Here is a 15,694-nt window from a genome sequence, read left to right as displayed (position 1 = left end):
GCCATGACACCGAAACGTCCCGCCATGGCCGCCTCGGTGCTGGAGTCCGAGAACGCGCTGGTCATCGTCTGCCGCGGCGGCGATTGCGGGAGCCGGCGAAAGCACCCCACCCTCGATCACGCCGCGCAACTCGCTGCCATCCGTTCCGGCGTGAGCGGTGCGGCCGAGGTGCTGGTCAGCAAGTGCCTCGACGCGTGCGAGCACTCCAACGTCATCGTCGTCGTTCTCGGCCAGAAAGATCGCTCCCGCGGCGCCGAGCCGGTCTGGCTGGGCGAGGTCAACGACGCTGACGTCACCGCCGACCTGATCGACTGGGTCACCGGCGCTGACCATTGGTCGGTGCAGCCACCCACGCTCGTCGACATCCACACCTTCACCCCCACCCGCCGCAGCCGCCACGAACTGGAGGACCCGGACACCGTGCCTGCAGCGCGGTCCGCACGCCAGAAGCGGAAGAGCAATACCTGATTGTCGTGCCCCAGCCCGACTTCCCAGGCGTCACATCGTGGAGGGCAACGGGGGAGGTCTCGGCCGAGGCGAGCAGCTGCAGTGCCCAACGTTGCTGCTGTCGGCGGTCCGCTGCAGCAATCGGCACAAGTACCCGTCACCATGGTGAACGCTATTCAGCGGGGCATGCACGCTCCGCTGATTCCTCGAAGACCGGAACGGGTCGGGTCTGTGCTTGCTCAGGCGTTGTCGCGACGCCATTGCGTTCGATGTCTCGGATGAGCCAGTCCATTTCGAGGATCTCGCGGCGCTGCGCTTCGCTGATCTCGACCGCGAGCTCGCAGACGCGGACGTCCTGGATCTGGGCGCGTTCGGCACGGGTGATCGCCAGAGAATGGTGCGGGATCATGGCGCGCATGAAGGCCGCGTCGTCAACAGTGATTTGACTGCGGTCAAGGAAGACGCCGCCTCCGATTAGCAGGACACCCACCGTGATGATCGCGATATTGGCTTTGGTGTTCTTATACATGCTCAACATCCAGCCGAGCATGATGAGCACCATCGTGCCCCCCATGGTGAGCGTCATGAACACGCGGCTTTCACTGAAGCGGACGTGACCCCATTCCCATGAGCCCACGAACATTACCCAGTACATCACCACCATCGCGGTGAGGATCATCGCCGCAAATCGGATGTACATGTTCACCTGCTTGCTGCGGGGTCCGTGCTGCTCCTGGTCGGTGCGGGTTTTCTTGTGTGTCTCCATAGGGCACTTCCCTTCGTTTCGGTGTTCGGCGCGTGCCGAGGTGTCGAAGCGCCGTCAGAGCACCTGGAGCAGTTCCGCACACGCCCGCTCACAGTGTCGGCACGCTTGGCCACCGATGCGCCAGCGTTCGTGCATGCCTTCGTGCAGCTCGCATTTGTAGTTGATCGTTCGACGACTACTACGCTTCGCGCGCCTCAGCACAGCCGCAAGGGGGTTGAATGCTGTACCCCCTTGGGGTAGCCGGACAATGCTGACAGCGACGCCGCATCCGCGAAAGGTGTGGGCTTTGGTGCTGAACGCGCCCCTGTGGCGCTACTCGCGCGTTCTGGTGATCGCGACGAGAGCGGCAAGCCCGTCGGCTGTTCCTGGCCAGTTTCGTTCGAGGGCGTCCATGCCGGCGTGCGTGATGGCGAAGCGCAACCCGATCGCGACGAGGATCGCGTCGTCGAGGTATCCGAGTATCGGGATGAAGTCTGGGACCAGGTCGATCGGCAGCAACAGGTAGGCGAGGAGGCCACCCAGCCACCAACGTGTGAGGCGCGGCACCGCCGTGTCGAAGGCCAGACGTGTGATGAGCCTTACTGCGTCGGGTGCGAGCCGGGCGATTTCCCGCCAATCGATGGAGCGGTCAGCTCGTCGGTAGTGAACAATCAGCACAATCATCAGCGCGCCCCACAGGAGCGCGATACTCCCGAGGACGCTGAGAAGAATCTGCAACCAGTACGGCATGCGCGATCCTCAACCGGCCTCGTGTCGCGCGTGACCCGTGGCTCCCGGACCGGGCGCCCCTCCGCGAGGCGAAACCGCACCCGTGTCGTCCGTGTGCTCGTGCGACTGCTCGCGTACGTGATTTTCGCCTCTGGAGTCCTCCCCGGCGGCGGAATCAGCAGGAGGGGGAGTCCTCCCGGGGCGGTAGGGCGAGAGTTCCGGATCGGAGTGGCGGATGCTCTGGATGACGAGCAGGCCGATGCCGACGAGGACGACGGCGAAGGATGCCCAGATGTTGGCGGGGATGCCGAGGGGCGCATCACTGGTGGGATCGATGCGGATCGCTTCCAGCCCGCTGCGACCGAGGCCGTACCAGACCAGGTAGAGCGCGAGGCTGCGCCCCCAGCCCCGAACGAAACGCCGCTCCAGCGCAACGATGAGGGCCGCACCGAGCAGGTTCCAGATCATCTCGTACAAGAACAGTGGATGAAACAGGGTGCCCGCCGGTACACCGTCGGGGAACATCGGTGCGGTCGGCAGGATCTCCAATCCCCAGGGCAGCGTGGTGGGGAGGCCGAAGAGTTCCTGGTTGAAATAGTTCCCGAGCCGGCCGATGGCCTGGGCGACGAGGAGAGCGGGAGCGAGCGCGTCGGCGAAGACCCAGAACCGGAGCCCGGTGCGACGGCACCCGATGTAGACGCCGAGCGCGCCGCCGAGAAGGGCCCCGTAGATCGCGTTGCCGCCGTCCCAGATCGCGAACACGTTCCACAAGTTCGCGCCGGGATAGAAGTAGTCCGTGACATGGGTGAACACATGATAGAAACGCGCGACGATGATCCCCAGCGGCACCGCCCACAACGCGACGTCGATGGCGGTCCACGGAGCAACTCCGCGCGCGCGGAGCCGACGATCGGTGATCAGCACCGCAGCGGTGATCCCGGCGATGATGCACAGCGCATACACATGCACGGTGAGCGGGCCGATCTGGAAGCTCGCCCACGAGGGATCCGGACTTGGGATACTCAGCGGTACGACGGCGATCATGGCGCCTCCTCTAACTCGACTCCGACTAGGAACCCTAGGCGACAGCGTTGCGCCATGGGCGGCCAGCACCGAGCCGATCCGGCATCGGCCTACCGCGACCACGGCACGTGCGAACCATGATCTACCTTAGTCTGTAAGCATGCATGCAGATACTAATATGGATCGACTGCAGCCGGACGGTCCGTTCGTTGAGGTGGCGGTGGAGGTGTTCCGGCTGCTCGCAGATGCGACACGGATTCGCATCATCCTCGCCCTCCAAGAGGGGGAACTGTCGGTGAGTGCTCTCGCCGAACTCGTGGATCGCAGCCCGGCGGCTGTGTCGCAGCATCTGGCGAAGTTGCGGTGGGGGAAGGTCGTGCGGGTTCGCCAGGACGGCAACCGGATGTTCTACCGGCTCACGGACGAGCACGCGCAGCGCCTGGTCACTGAAGCGATCCTGCAAGCGGAGCACGCTGTCGAAGACACTCCCCACCACCACACATGATCCAGGTCCTTCGCAACCGCACATACCGGTCGTTGTTTTCCGCGCAGGTGATCGCACTAGTCGGCACCGGGCTGCTCACCGTCGCACTCGGACTACTGGCGTTCGATCTGGCTGGCGCCGCGGCAGGGTCAGTGCTGGGGACCGCGTTGACGATCAAGATGGTCGCGTACGTCGGAGTCGCACCCCTGATCGCCGCGACCGTGGACCGGCTCCCGAAAAAGGCCGTCCTCGTCAGTTCCGACGTGATCCGGCTGCTGATCGCGATGATGCTGCCGTTCGTGACTGAGACCTGGCAGATCTATGCGCTGGTGTTCGTGCTGCAGTCCGCATCCGCGACATTCACGCCCGCGTTTCAGTCGCTGATCCCCTCCGTGCTCCCTGAGCCACGCGACTACACACGGGCACTGGCACTCTCCCGCCTGGCTTACGACCTTGAAGCGTTGCTGAGTCCTCTCGTTGCCGCGGCTCTTTTGGCCGTGATCAGCTACAACAACCTGTTCCTGGGCACCGTCGTCGGCTTCGCAGCATCAGCCGTGCTCGTGTTGACCACCAGATTCCCGTCGTTGCTGCACGATCAGCCGGCATCCTCGTTCTGGCAGCGGCTGTCGATCGGAATGCGTGTGTTCGCCCGCTCGCCCAGCCTGCGGTTTCTGATGCTCACTAATATCGTCGTCGCCGCCGGCACCGCGCTCGTTCTGGTGAACTCCGTCGTCTATGCCAAGGGCGTGTTCGGCTTCGACGACGCAGCCCTCGCCGTCACGCTCGGCGCTTATGGTGTCGGCTCGCTGGTGGTGGCGTTGAACATTCCCTGGATCGTCGAGCGCATCGGGGTAACCCGCACCATGCTTGCCGGCACGGCCGTGGTCGTCAGCGGACTCATCGCAGCGGTCGGTATCACGATCATCGCGGTGGACACTGGTGCCGGGTGGTGGGCTCTGCTGACCGTTTGGTCGGTACTCGGCGCCGGGACCTCCCTGATCAACACACCCTCCTCGAGGCTGCTCGCGGAAGCCTCCACGCCAGCAAACCGCAACCTTGTCTACACCACCCAATTCGCTCTCTCCCACGCCTGCTTCCTCGTCACCTACCCGCTCGCCGGATGGCTGGGTGCCACGAGCCTTCCCGCCGCCGCCGGAGCCCTCGCCGGCGTCGGCGTCCTCGGAACAACCGCTGCGCTCCTTCTCCGCCGCCGGACAACGACCTGAAGACCTATCGAAACATTGAGTGGCATCGGCGTCGCTCTGACACTCAATTGCACGGCAGCTCTCGCCTGTGTCACCTAAAGCTGGTTTGTGTCACCTCAACGCGGCTCCGACAAAGAATGTCAGAATCGCGATGAAATCGGACTAAGTCCGATGTAAAGCGCTAAGTTCACTGCCTCGCGACGGGGCTGATCCGATCATACGGATCGGGTCAGACATTTCGCCTCAGAGAGTTCTGAATCCCCATGGCACGCATCTCGGCGACCCAGCGTTCCCCGATCGGCGAAGCAGGACAACGCTAGCGTCGAAGCTCGTAACCCTGTTCGTTTAGTAGGTTGATTGCGATCTCGAGCAGCTTCCCAATGAACTTGATGAGGTCTGCAATCAGCTCCTCGTCTGGTTCGTACAGAGCCCCGCCCATCTGAGGCGTAGATGGGGGCGTCTCGATCGCGTGGCGCAGAGTGGTGATGAACTGCCCGTGCGCGTGGGCCGAGGTTATCGCCCAATAGTTGAAGGTCTGCAATGTGGGGCCTGGAACGCGATTCGCTATCTTCCTTGTGATCGAGGAGGGATCGATCAATGGTGCGCTGAGAACGTCCTCCGGATCGTATCCGAGGTTGCTCGCCGTGGTCCTGAGAAAACGTCCGAGTGCTGCTATTCCCTGTTCGGTCTTGTCATCCGGCGTTCGCGCTTTGCGCAGAGCGTTGGTCAGCTTCAGCCCGTGCTTGTACTCGATCCGAGCAATCTCAAGTGCCCTGCGGGCTCTAGAAAGGGAATCGGTGCCGTCCAGAATCCAGATGACCTCCACGAGCCCCTCCAAGACAGGACGGAACAACGTGTAGTCAGCCTGCATATGAAGGAGCAACACGTCCTTCTCGGGGCTAGCGGCAAGCTCCGCCCAGGCGGATACGTGGTCTGCAACGGTGAGGACGAGCCCGGAGACTATGGCATGAGGGATGACGATGTTTGCGGAGAGGGCTTGATCTTCCTCCGCCATCGACCCCTTTCGAACGGTGGGCACTCCACTCTTGATCGCCGCCGCGAAGTCCCGGAATCCTTCGACAGCACCGCCGAGAGTCTGCAAGGTGGAACGCTGTGTCATAGTACTGAGCGTACGGGTGGATCGAGCGTCATCTGATGATGCGAGCAATCGCAGATTGCTGTCCTGGGGTGGTTCTACTTCTTGACGCGGTAGCCGAGTCTTTTCACGGCTTTCGCGAGGTACACGTTCGCACTGGAGGCGTCCAGTCGGGTGTGCACCAACGGCAGCTGCGGGAACGAGTCCTCGGCGGGCGAGAACAGCGTCACCATCGGGCCGAAGTCGATCGATGACACGTGGTAGAGCCCGTCGATGCTCGACCCAAGTTGGTCATGGATCGCATTCGCCCAGTTCCGTGTGTATCGCTTCGGCCCCATCTGGATCGAAGAGGTCGTGCCGTTGATCACGGGCCAGTTGCTGGTGAGGTCCAGCAACTGAAGCTCACGCGTCGGCCGCCAAGCCGCGAGGGTGTTTCCACGAACGCGCCGATTGATTAATCGGCTCTTCTGAAAAACCTCGCCGAGAGCTGTCGTAGATCCAGCAGCTGCGTACATCACGCCATAATCGGCATGATGCTGCTGGGGCTCGGGATGCGGGTCAAAGCGCATGGTTCTGATCGGCCCGAAGTGCCGCAGCTCATCCCACGCCTGTGGGTGAGCACCTCTTGTAGCGAAGACCCTCCAGAGGATCCCATCGAATGATCTCAGGTGCTCGCTAGCGTCGAGTGTGAGCGGCGCCGGGGGTGTTGCGGGGACTTTCGCGTTCGACGGGCTCACGTGATGTCGGCGTCTTCGAGGATGTCCACTACGGGTGCAGGATCCTTCGCGGCAGCCAGCCACTCGATCGGCGTCATCCATTCCTGGGGGTCGACAGACTCATCGCTCGACCGCAAGTCGTCTTGAGGTGTTGTCATGAAGCCTTCGACGTCGGCCGGATCCCAGTCGGACGGGATCGCTCGGACGAGTAGGGGGAGGTGGGGGATCGTCGAGACCTTTTCGCCGGGAATGAACTGCCATCGAGGGTAGAGGCGGATCCTTCCCGCCCGGAAGCCGTACAGGGTGTTCTTGCTCTGGCGGTGACGCACACTGGAGGCATCGATGCCGAGGAGCGCTGCGACTTCGGATGCGGTGTAGGTGTTGGTCAGGGCGCGCACGTGAGTCTCGCGTTCGAGCTTGGCGAGCCCGCCGCTGGTGACGAATGCGGCTGCCTCGGCGAACTCCTCCGGAGTGAAATCGCCGGACTCGATCAGGAAGTTGGCTTCCTGCTCTGTGAGGCCCAGCTCGGTCGATTGACGGTCGGTCATGGCATCGGCGAGCTCGTCGATGAGTGCGTTGAACACGGATACGTCGACGTTTGACGTCTTCGCCACCTGTGCAAGGCGCTCGACACCGGCTTGCACGTCGGTCTTTTCTGGGGCCTTGGTCGCCACGACGAGCTTCGGTTTCCCGTCGAGGAATCGACCTGTCGCGGTGCCGCGGCCCACAGTCGTCTCGCGAGCGGCGACGTGAGCGGAGGCGGCGCGGGCGCGACTTTTCTTCACAGCCATCTTGCCTCCTCGTGTCGGCATCTGGTTAGTGCGTACACGCATTATCTTACGCGAGCTTTTGCGTGTATGCATCCCCGCGTGGTGCCGAAGGTGAGAGCGGTCAAGCGCTCCCTGGGCCGGGAGCAGCGGCGTTGTGGGAGGCATGTCGTGCGCGCGTTCAAGGCGGCTCCCAACTCTTGGCCACCTTCCTGCCCGGCGCGACGTATTCATCGCGTAGCAATCAACGAGGATGTCGTTGGCCTACGCTTGAATGCTTGCGTGGGGAAGAGCAAGAAAACTCGGAGAAGCAAGCGGTCTCGATCTCAACGGCCGGCGGTGAGCGCCGCGCGACGGGAGCCAGACGCACTCGAACTGGCCTTGTCAGCGTACGATCCGGATGAGCTCTGGACGTTGATTTTCGCCGCCGCCACGTCCCCGGGCAACAGGCATCGGTCGGTGACATTGGGAAGCAGTTTCGCGGCTGCGCTACGAGCCTCCGCCGCTCCGGCGAGTTGAGTCCCGCATAGTGGTGTAGCGCACGGTGGTCTGGCACGTCGTTCACGACGTAAACGCGGTCACCGTGTGATCCTTCGAGAAAGCTCTCTACTTCTCACTCGAAAAGGAATCATCACGATGACCGCTCCTCATATTGTCGACCCTGCCGGCGTTCTTTCCGAAGCGCTCTCTGACGCGTCGCCGGATTTGATGCGCAACCTGTTGCAGACCATGATCAACGCACTGCTGTCCGCGGATGCCGATGCTGTTGTCGGCGCGGAATGGGGCACGTCGAGCCCCGAACGCATCGCACAGCGCAACGGTTACCGACACCGAGACCTGGACACCCGCGTCGGGACGATCGATGTCGCTGTCCCGAAGCTGCGCCAGGGCACCTACTTCCCCGAATGGCTCATGGAACGCCGCAAGAGGTCCGAGGCCGCGATGATCACCGTGATCGCGGACTGCTACCTCGCCGGAGTCTCCACCCGCCGGATGGACAAGCTCGTCAAGACACTCGGGATCCACTCCCTGTCGAAGTCGCAGGTCTCCAGGATGGCCGCGGACTTGGATGAGAACGTCGACCAGTTCCGCCACCGCCCCCTCGGCGATGCGGGCCCGTTCACGTTCGTCGCCGCCGACGCTCTCACGATGAAGGTCCGCGAAGGCGGCCGCGTCATCAACGCGGTCGTCCTCGTCGCGACGGGCGTGAACGCCGACGGGCGCCGTGAGGTTCTCGGCGTCCGCGTCGCAACGAGCGAGACAGGGGCGGCCTGGTCCAGCTTCTTCGCCGACCTCGTCGCCCGCGGACTCACTGGCGTCCGCCTCGTCACTAGTGACGCCCACGCAGGGCTGGTCGAAGCGATCGCTGCGAACCTGCCAGGCGCGTCCTGGCAACGCTGCCGCACCCACTACGCCGCGAACCTGATGTCCGTCTGCCCGAAGAGCATGTGGCCGGCGGTGAAAGCGATGCTGCACTCCGTTTACGACCAACCCGACGCGGCCAGCGTGAACGCGCAGTTCGACCGGCTCCTGGACTACGTCGAAGACAAACTCCCCGCCGCACACGCCCACCTCGACGCCGCCAGAGCCGACATCCTCGCGTTCCCCGAGTTCCCGGACGGGCTCTGGGCACAGATCTGGTCCAACAACCCGAACGAGCGGTTGAACCGGGAGATTCGTCGCCGCACCGACAGCGTCGGCATCTTCCCCAACCGCGACGCGATCATCCGCCTCGTCGGCGCAGTCCTCGCCGAGCAAACCGACGAATGGGCCGAAGGACGCCGCTACCTCGGCCTCGATATCCTCGCCAAAAGCCGCCTCACCCTCGTCCCCGACAGCGGAGCGGAGGAGGTCACCGACACCGTTCTCGAGCTCAGCGCCTAACCCTCACACCGAAGGACAGCGCTACACCACTACCCGGGACTTGACCCTCCGGCGCCGGACGGGTACCAACCGCTGCCATCGATCCAAGCACTATCCGATCTAGCGGCTACCACCTATGGGATCGGCCTGGAGCGTGAAGATTTCATCGCCACAGACCCCACCCGACCAGCCTTCCTCGCCGTCGGCTCGGAGCCGCTGCGCGCGGTGCCTGGCCTCACCGAACGGCCGGTCGCCGACCTCACGCGTGCGCTCAGAATGGCGGAAGCGGTAGACGGTCGCCTCCACCGGCGATTTCGATTCGGTATCGCGAACGTGGTGAACGTGGCGATGAGGTACGGCGATTTCTGCGTGCGCCACCTTGCGGACGCATGGGTGCCAGCCCCGGACCTGGAGCTCAACGATGAGGTCTCATTGCCGGACGTTGAGGTCGAAGCGACGCGGGCCTTCCTCAACCTGGACCCCCTCGACCACATCGAACTCGGTGAGGCTGACAAGAGGGCGTTGGAATGGATGACGAACTCCGCAGGTAGGGCCGCGTTCGACGTGGAGAGTCTCTCCAGTCCGTTCGAAAGGTTCCTTCGCTTTGCTGACTCGGCGGGTGGACACCGATGGGTGCCGCCACTCTTCATTCCGGAGATTATGGCTCATGCCGCCCGAGAGCTGGTGTCTGCGCTCGACCGAGACGGCCAAGCACGAAAGGCCCTCCGGAGCTCTTGCCTGAACCAGATCCGTCAGGCCCTGTGGCGTTTTTCCCACCGTTTGATCGAACCCCCGCCCTCCAGCGAAGGCGCCGCCAGCCCGCTTCGAGGGATTGACGTTCAGTGGTTGGTACCGGTGAATCCGTCTACTTTCATCGCCGTCTCGGTCATCTACGTCCCCGACCTGGGGGCCGCGCCGCCGCCATACATCGGCTCAGTGGAGCTGGCGAAACAGGTGAGGTCGCAATCAGGCCCTGTGCCGGTGCGGATGGCGGGCGGGCGACGAGGAACCATCAAGTCGGGCGCGGAGGTCATCCCGTTGACGGTGTTCGCTGCGCCCGGTCACATCGCTGTGCCGCAGGCGGTCGGCGAGGCAAGACTCGCGCTCGAAGACCTGACCTGGATCGCGGAAACGGCCACGTCCGACGATGATCTCTACGCATTCGCGCGGGATCTGAGCGCTCCCGATTTCCCTGAGAGTTTCGGGTGGGAGGCGATCAACTACTGGGAGCCATGGAAAGCCAATGGCAAGTCGTTTTTCAAGGGTGGCGTGGTACCCAATGGCGTCTACTTTGAAGCGCACGCGGGCGAGGCCGAGTGGGATCGAGCGGTAGAGCTATCGGATCTCGAAGTGGCGCTCCTCAGGGTTGGGCTTCCCCCGATTCGAGACCTCCGAGCGGCAGAAGTCGCCCCGGGGCCCGTCGCAAACGTCGCGATGATCGCAGGTGACCCCAGGTACGACGCCATCCGCGGTGTCAACATCGCGCCGGGTGTTGACGGGTGGTCCCTCGCTCTCACCGAACCTCCCGTTGCCGTGGCGCGGGCGGGCCTGGAGGAAGCATCTGCCGACCACCGACGGTTCGTCTTCGACTTATGCGGCGGGCTAATCTACGGCTTCGCTGCGCTTGGTGGCCGATGGCGTTTCGCGCACCAGGGGATCGATGTGCCCGGATATGTCCTCTACCTCCACGCGTCGGAAACGGTCTCGGGTGAACCGTCCGGTGTGGTCACGCCGTATCTCGACCCGCACGTGCGTGCCATCGACGAACCGGTCAACTTCTTGTGGCGCATCGATGTCGAGGGCTTCGCCGACTCAGCGAATGGAGATCCGCAGGCGGCGAATCTCCTAACAGCGGACGCAGTGTTCGATCTGCTCCGCGCGGGAGGCATGGATGTCGACACCGCAGCGGCGCTCCGCGACCAGTGGCGCACAGCGAAACCCTTTCTCGTCTTGGAGATGAAGCAGGCCCGGACCACTCTCAATCACCTGCCTGATCCGTGGCGTCTACGACCCTCTGACGAAAGCCGTATGGTTGCGGCGTTGGGGCGACGACTCCACGATGCCGGCGTTCAACCTGGCGAGTACCGAGCGGATGATGCGAATCGACTTATCCGCGAACATCTTGCGCCCCTTGCTCTCGAAACCCTGACTGAAGGAATCAAGAGCCACGATGGGAGCGAGGTGGTGCTGACGGGTATGGAGCAACTGGCGAGGGTGATGGACAGCGCCATTCATCAGCAAGACGATCTATCCCGAGTCGCAGCGAATCTCTCGACCGAATGGGATCCGCTCACCCGCACGGCCGAACTCTCGGCGGAGACACTTCAGCTTCGTCAATGTAACGAGATCGTGGTGGAAGCCGCCCTGCGCATCCTGGACAAGCCGGCGGCGACGAAGCCGATCACTCCTCAGGCATGGAGCGGTCTCCTTGCCGCCGCAGATGCGTACCTCACCGCGACCACATTGAGCGAGCGGATGTATCACCAAGTCGCGCCCGCAGTCATCACCCTCAGCCCGATGTACGAGCTGACCGTGGACGACGATCCGCATCCCGACGCGTCGGCGTGGGGCCTACGAAACGACGAACTAACCCGTGCAGCTGCGGGCATTCGGCTGCACGGCACGCAAGACGACGACTCGCTGCAACAGGCGAACGAAGAAGACGACGTCGAAGATGCGTTCCAGCAGGCATGGGGAGCGACGTCGCAGGACATGTTCTCCACCCTCGCCGCGCTCGCGAAGTGGGAGACGTTTGAGCCAGGCAGGACGACTGCCCACGTCACCGTGGCCGAGGCCACCGTGTGGGTCTGTGATGCGCTGGGCCCGGGCGCGGATGAGTCGCAAAGAACGCGTGTCGAAGCTGCAATCGAGATGCTCACGAGCACGGCCGTCCAGATGCAAGCCGTGGAGTGGAAGCCCTGGCAAACGCGCACTCGGCGTCATCGGCTCCTCGTGCAACCGCTGGCGCAAGACTCGGATGGACGACTCATTGTCAGCCCGCAGTACTTATTGACATCCTTTCAGGTCTACTACCGCCACCTCCTTCAAGGAGTTCTTCCCTGGGCAGGAGATGTTCCTCAGCCTGTCAGCAACGCGCTTGCGAACCGCCGTGCGCGCCGCAACATTCGGTTCGAACGACTCCTTCAAGACCGGCTAGAGCGCTGACAAACTCAAGCTCGTCACCGAGGCCAGGGCCAAGGGCCGGACCGCGGCAGATGCCGCGAAACTCGTCGGCTGGAGCCGAGCCACCCTCTACCGCCACCAGCAGGCCTTCGCGGCCCGCGAGAGCACCACCGTGTAAGTGACTCATGGACGCGGCCGAACGGTGGCGTGTTCTTCGGCTTCATGTCGAAGACCAGATCCCGCTCGCCGTCCTCGCCCGGGAGACCGGGATCTCCGCCCGCACCCTCCAACGCTGGCACCAGCTCTACCGCGCAGGCGGCATCGCAGCCCTCGAACCTCATGACCGCAACGACAAGGGGGGCCGCCGAACATCAGCGGAGACTGTCGCGTTCATCGAACGATTGGCGCTGACCCGGCCACGCCCAAGCATCGCCACCTTGCACCGGCTCGCCTCCGCGGAGGCGGAAGCTCACGAACTGCCGGTGCCGAGTTACGCGACCGTCCGCCAGATCGTCCAGGCACTCGATCCGGCCCTTGTCACGCTGGCACTTGAGGGACCGGTCTCGTACCGGGACAAGCACGAGCTCGTCTTTCGGCGCCGGGCGGAACACCCCAACCAGACGTGGCAGTCCGACCACACCGAGCTCGACATCCTCATCGTCGGCGCGGACGGGAAACCCGACCGGCCCTGGCTCACCACGGTCATGGACGACTACTCCCGCGCCATCTGCGGATACATGGTCTTCACCGGCGCACCCTCAGCCATCAACACCGCCCTCGCTCTCCGACAGGCGATCTGGCGGAAGACCGACCCGGCGTGGGCAATGTGCGGCATCCCCGAAATCCTCCACGTCGACCACGGCTCCGACTTCATCAGCCATCACCTCGAGCAGACCGCACTCGCCCTGCACATCAGGATCGTCCACTCCGCCGTCGGGCGACCCCAAGGCCGCGGGAAGATCGAACGGTTCTTCGGAACCATCAACACCGAACTCCTAGCCACGCTCCCCGGCCACCTCGGACCCGGCAGCCGAACACCAATGCCTATGCTCGACCTCGCAGGCCTCGACCGTGCCATCGGCGACTTCATCGGCACCTACAACGACCGGCCCCACAGCGAGCTGGGGATCTCACCCCGGGATGCGTGGGTCGCGGACGGCTGGCTTCCGCGGATGCCCGAGAGCCTTCAAGAGCTCGACGGGCTGCTCCTTACTGTTCCGAAGAACCGGGTCGTGCAACGCGACGGCATCCACTTCCAAGGCCAGCGCTACCTCGCCCCAACCCTGGCGCCGTTCGTCGGTCACACCATCACGATCCGGTACGACCCCCGGGACATCTCCGAGATCCGCGTCTACGACCGCGACACGTTCATCTGCACCGCCATCGACGAGGCCCACCCCAACCTCCGCCTCAGCCTCCGCGACATCGAAACCGCCCGCCGCGCCCGCCGCAAGCAGCTGCGTCGTGCAATCCACGATCGCATTCCGACCGTTGCCACCCGCCAGGAACCTCGCACCCCCGAACCGATCAAGCGGCGGCCACGGCTTCGCACCTACGAAGAGGACGAGTGATGAACCAGGCATTCATCGTCACCAAAGAACACCGACGCTTCACCGAGTTCGCCAACGCCGTCCGAAAGGAGAAAACCATCGGGATCTGCCACGGCGCCGCCGGCGTCGGGAAAACCAACTCCGCCCGCCGCTACGCGAACTGGGACGCCCTCGAGCCCTACATCAACGCGTGGGGACCGAGAGGCGATCACGACGCAAAGCACTATGCCCTGGCGAACCGATCCCGCACCGTCTTCTACACACCCGAAGTCCTCTGCCGGCCCAAGGACCTCATGCACGACATCGACCACTGGCAGATCAAAGTCGGACTCTGCGCCGACGAGCACCTCCGCTCCCTCATGCCCGACGGTGAAGTGGTCAGGCAGAACGACGTCACCCGCCTGGTCGAGCTCCTCATCATCGACGAAGCCGAACGGCTCACCCCGACCGCCTTGGAGCTTCTCCGCGACCGTCACGACCGCGCGCATCTCGCGATGATCCTGATCGGCATGCCCGGTATCGACGAACGCTTCCGTCACTACCCCCAGCTCTACAGCCGCCTCGGCTTCTCACACCACTACCGCGCCCTTGGCCGGGAAGAGCTCCTCTTCGTTGTCGAACGCCACTGGAAGCGACTCGGCAGGACTCTCGACCCTGACGACTTCACCGACGCTCAAGCCATCGCCGCCATCGAACGCATCACCCGCGGCAACTTCCGCCTGCTCGAACGGCTCTTCCCCCAGATCAATCGCGTGCTGAAGATCAACCAGCTCGACACCATTACCGACGATGTCATTGAAGCCGCCGCGAGCATTCTCGTCATCGGCAACTAGCGACACGAAGCGATCACAGAACACCGCCAAAGAGCGGCAAACTCCACATCCTTATGAGGCGCCGCAAACGATCGCCGGAATCCCCTTTCGGCAGGGATTTTCGGCGCACCACGTCAAGAGACGTTTTGTCTGTGATCGCTCAGACAGAACTAGCTGACAGCTGGAGGGGTCGGGTGGTGTTCAGGTCGCGTCTGCGCTGCTGGGCTGATGTTCCACCGCTGGCGCGCGTCCTTCTTGGTACACGGAGGGTTCCGGTTCGGGGTGGCGCCGGCCCTGGACGATGAACAGGACGATGCCGAGGGCGACGACGACGAAGGATGCCCAGACGTTCGCGGGGATGCCGAACAGGGCGTCGCTGGTGGGGTCGATTCTGATGGCCTCGAGCCAGCTGCGTCCGAGGCCGTACCAGATGAGGTAGAGGGCGAAGGTGCGTCCCCACCGGAACCGGTATCTGCGCTCGAGGAGGAGGATGATCGCGACGCCGATCAAGTTCCAGATGATCTCGTACAGGAACAGCGGGTGGAACAGCGTTCCGGCCGGGAGGCCGTCCGGGAACATGGTGTCCGTCGGCAGGATCTCGAGCCCCCACGGCAGCGTGGTGGGCAGCCCGAAGAGTTCGTGGTTGAAGTAGTTGCCGATCCGACCCATGGACTGCGCGATGAGCATCGCGGGCGCGAGAGCGTCGGCGAAGGACCAAAGCCGGATGCCGGTTCGTCGGCAGCCGATGTACGCACCGACAGCGCCGCCCAGGAGGGACCCGTAGAGGGCGTTGCCGCCGTCCCAGATGGCGAAGATGTTCCCGAGGTTCGCGCCGGGATAGAAGTAGTCCCCGACGTGGGTGAACACGTGATAGAACCGGGCTCCGATGATGCCGATCGGGACAGCCCAGATGACGATGTCGACAACCACGCCGTCCTCCGCGCCTCGTGCCGACAGGCGTCGTTGGGTGATGATCACGGCGGCGATGATCCCGGCGATGATGCACAGCGCGTAGGTGTGGATTGTGAGCGGCCCGAGGGTGAACTGTGCCCACGACGGTGGGGGGCTGGGAAGACTCGTCAAAAGCACGAAGCACCGCTCCTCATCTGGCATCGCTGTGAATGCCTCAACACA

The 15,694-nt window shown here is 63.8% G+C and carries 14 protein-coding genes; 7 read left to right on the top strand and 7 right to left on the bottom strand.

The window, feature by feature from the left end:
* Positions 1–24: 24 nt before the first annotated feature.
* Complete coding sequence (locus JF52_RS0105920; protein WP_052166791.1) at positions 25–468, top strand: hypothetical protein; 444 nt, start codon at positions 25–27, stop codon at positions 466–468.
* 151 nt (positions 469–619) lie between these two features.
* Here JF52_RS0105920 and JF52_RS0105915 read toward each other — a convergent pair whose 3' ends face one another.
* The 3 genes from JF52_RS0105915 to lgt (JF52_RS0105905) all read right to left on the bottom strand — a co-directional run bounded on the left by JF52_RS0105915 (position 620) and on the right by lgt (JF52_RS0105905) (position 2,965).
* Positions 620–1,147 carry a DUF305 domain-containing protein gene (locus JF52_RS0105915; RefSeq protein WP_033106365.1) on the bottom strand — a complete coding sequence of 176 codons (528 nt, stop codon included), beginning with the start codon at positions 1,145–1,147 and terminating at the stop codon, positions 620–622.
* A gap of 378 nt (positions 1,148–1,525) precedes the next feature.
* Complete coding sequence (locus JF52_RS0105910; RefSeq protein ID WP_033105416.1) at positions 1,526–1,942, bottom strand: YkvA family protein; 417 nt, start codon at positions 1,940–1,942, stop codon at positions 1,526–1,528.
* Between the two features lie 9 nt (positions 1,943–1,951).
* Positions 1,952–2,965: a prolipoprotein diacylglyceryl transferase gene (lgt, locus tag JF52_RS0105905; RefSeq protein WP_200880953.1), complete on the bottom strand. Its 1,014-nt coding sequence runs from the start codon at positions 2,963–2,965 to the stop codon at positions 1,952–1,954.
* A 139-nt stretch (positions 2,966–3,104) separates the two neighbouring features.
* On the opposite strand from lgt (JF52_RS0105905), the gene JF52_RS0105900 reads away from it, so the two are divergent.
* Together JF52_RS0105900 and JF52_RS0105895 are read left to right on the top strand one after the other, a co-directional pair.
* Positions 3,105–3,449, top strand: a complete 345-nt coding sequence (locus JF52_RS0105900; protein WP_033105415.1) for an ArsR/SmtB family transcription factor — start codon at positions 3,105–3,107, stop codon at positions 3,447–3,449.
* Positions 3,446–4,654 (top strand): MFS transporter, encoded by a 1,209-nt coding sequence (locus tag JF52_RS0105895; RefSeq protein ID WP_033105414.1) that lies wholly within the window; start codon positions 3,446–3,448, stop codon positions 4,652–4,654. The genes JF52_RS0105900 and JF52_RS0105895 overlap by 4 nt, the downstream gene beginning before the upstream one ends.
* A 295-nt stretch (positions 4,655–4,949) precedes the next feature.
* Here JF52_RS0105895 and JF52_RS0105890 read toward each other — a convergent pair whose 3' ends face one another.
* The 3 genes from JF52_RS0105890 to JF52_RS16475 all read right to left on the bottom strand — a co-directional run bounded on the left by JF52_RS0105890 (position 4,950) and on the right by JF52_RS16475 (position 7,236).
* A complete protein-coding gene (locus tag JF52_RS0105890; protein WP_033105413.1) occupies positions 4,950–5,753 on the bottom strand; it encodes a hypothetical protein in 804 nt (267 codons plus the stop codon).
* 74 nt (positions 5,754–5,827) lie between these two features.
* Positions 5,828–6,547, bottom strand: coding sequence for an RES domain-containing protein (locus tag JF52_RS16845; RefSeq protein WP_084595612.1), 720 nt, complete (start codon positions 6,545–6,547; stop codon positions 5,828–5,830).
* Entirely contained in the window at positions 6,463–7,236 is a 774-nt protein-coding gene (locus JF52_RS16475; RefSeq protein ID WP_052166788.1) for a hypothetical protein, read from the bottom strand. Before JF52_RS16475 ends, JF52_RS16845 begins: the two co-directional genes overlap by 85 nt.
* A gap of 612 nt (positions 7,237–7,848) precedes the next feature.
* On the opposite strand from JF52_RS16475, the gene JF52_RS0105875 reads away from it, so the two are divergent.
* The 4 genes from JF52_RS0105875 to JF52_RS0105855 all read left to right on the top strand — a co-directional run bounded on the left by JF52_RS0105875 (position 7,849) and on the right by JF52_RS0105855 (position 14,581).
* Complete coding sequence (locus tag JF52_RS0105875; RefSeq protein WP_033105412.1) at positions 7,849–9,096, top strand: IS256 family transposase; 1,248 nt, start codon at positions 7,849–7,851, stop codon at positions 9,094–9,096.
* Positions 9,097–9,300: 204 nt separating this feature from the next.
* Positions 9,301–12,240, top strand: coding sequence for a hypothetical protein (locus tag JF52_RS0105865; RefSeq protein WP_152594827.1), 2,940 nt, complete (start codon positions 9,301–9,303; stop codon positions 12,238–12,240).
* Positions 12,241–12,383: 143 nt separating this feature from the next.
* On the top strand, positions 12,384–13,769 hold the full coding sequence (locus JF52_RS0105860; RefSeq protein WP_033105409.1) for a Mu transposase C-terminal domain-containing protein: 1,386 nt from the start codon (positions 12,384–12,386) through the stop codon (positions 13,767–13,769).
* Entirely contained in the window at positions 13,769–14,581 is an 813-nt protein-coding gene (locus JF52_RS0105855; RefSeq protein WP_033105408.1) for an AAA family ATPase, read from the top strand. Before JF52_RS0105860 ends, JF52_RS0105855 begins: the two co-directional genes overlap by 1 nt.
* A gap of 180 nt (positions 14,582–14,761) precedes the next feature.
* On the opposite strand, the gene lgt (JF52_RS0105850) is transcribed toward JF52_RS0105855, so the two are convergent.
* The gene (gene lgt / locus JF52_RS0105850; protein WP_033106361.1) at positions 14,762–15,649 is read right to left on the bottom strand and encodes a prolipoprotein diacylglyceryl transferase; all 888 of its coding nucleotides are present in this window, start codon (positions 15,647–15,649) and stop codon (positions 14,762–14,764) included.
* Positions 15,650–15,694 lie beyond the last annotated feature (45 nt).

Origin of the sequence: Microbacterium profundi (assembly GCF_000763375.1) — a bacterium.
Lineage (GTDB): Bacteria > Actinomycetota > Actinomycetes > Actinomycetales > Microbacteriaceae > Microbacterium > Microbacterium profundi.
The sequence above is the reverse complement of the archived record's forward strand: the minus strand, read 5'-3'. Positions and strand labels throughout refer to the sequence as shown.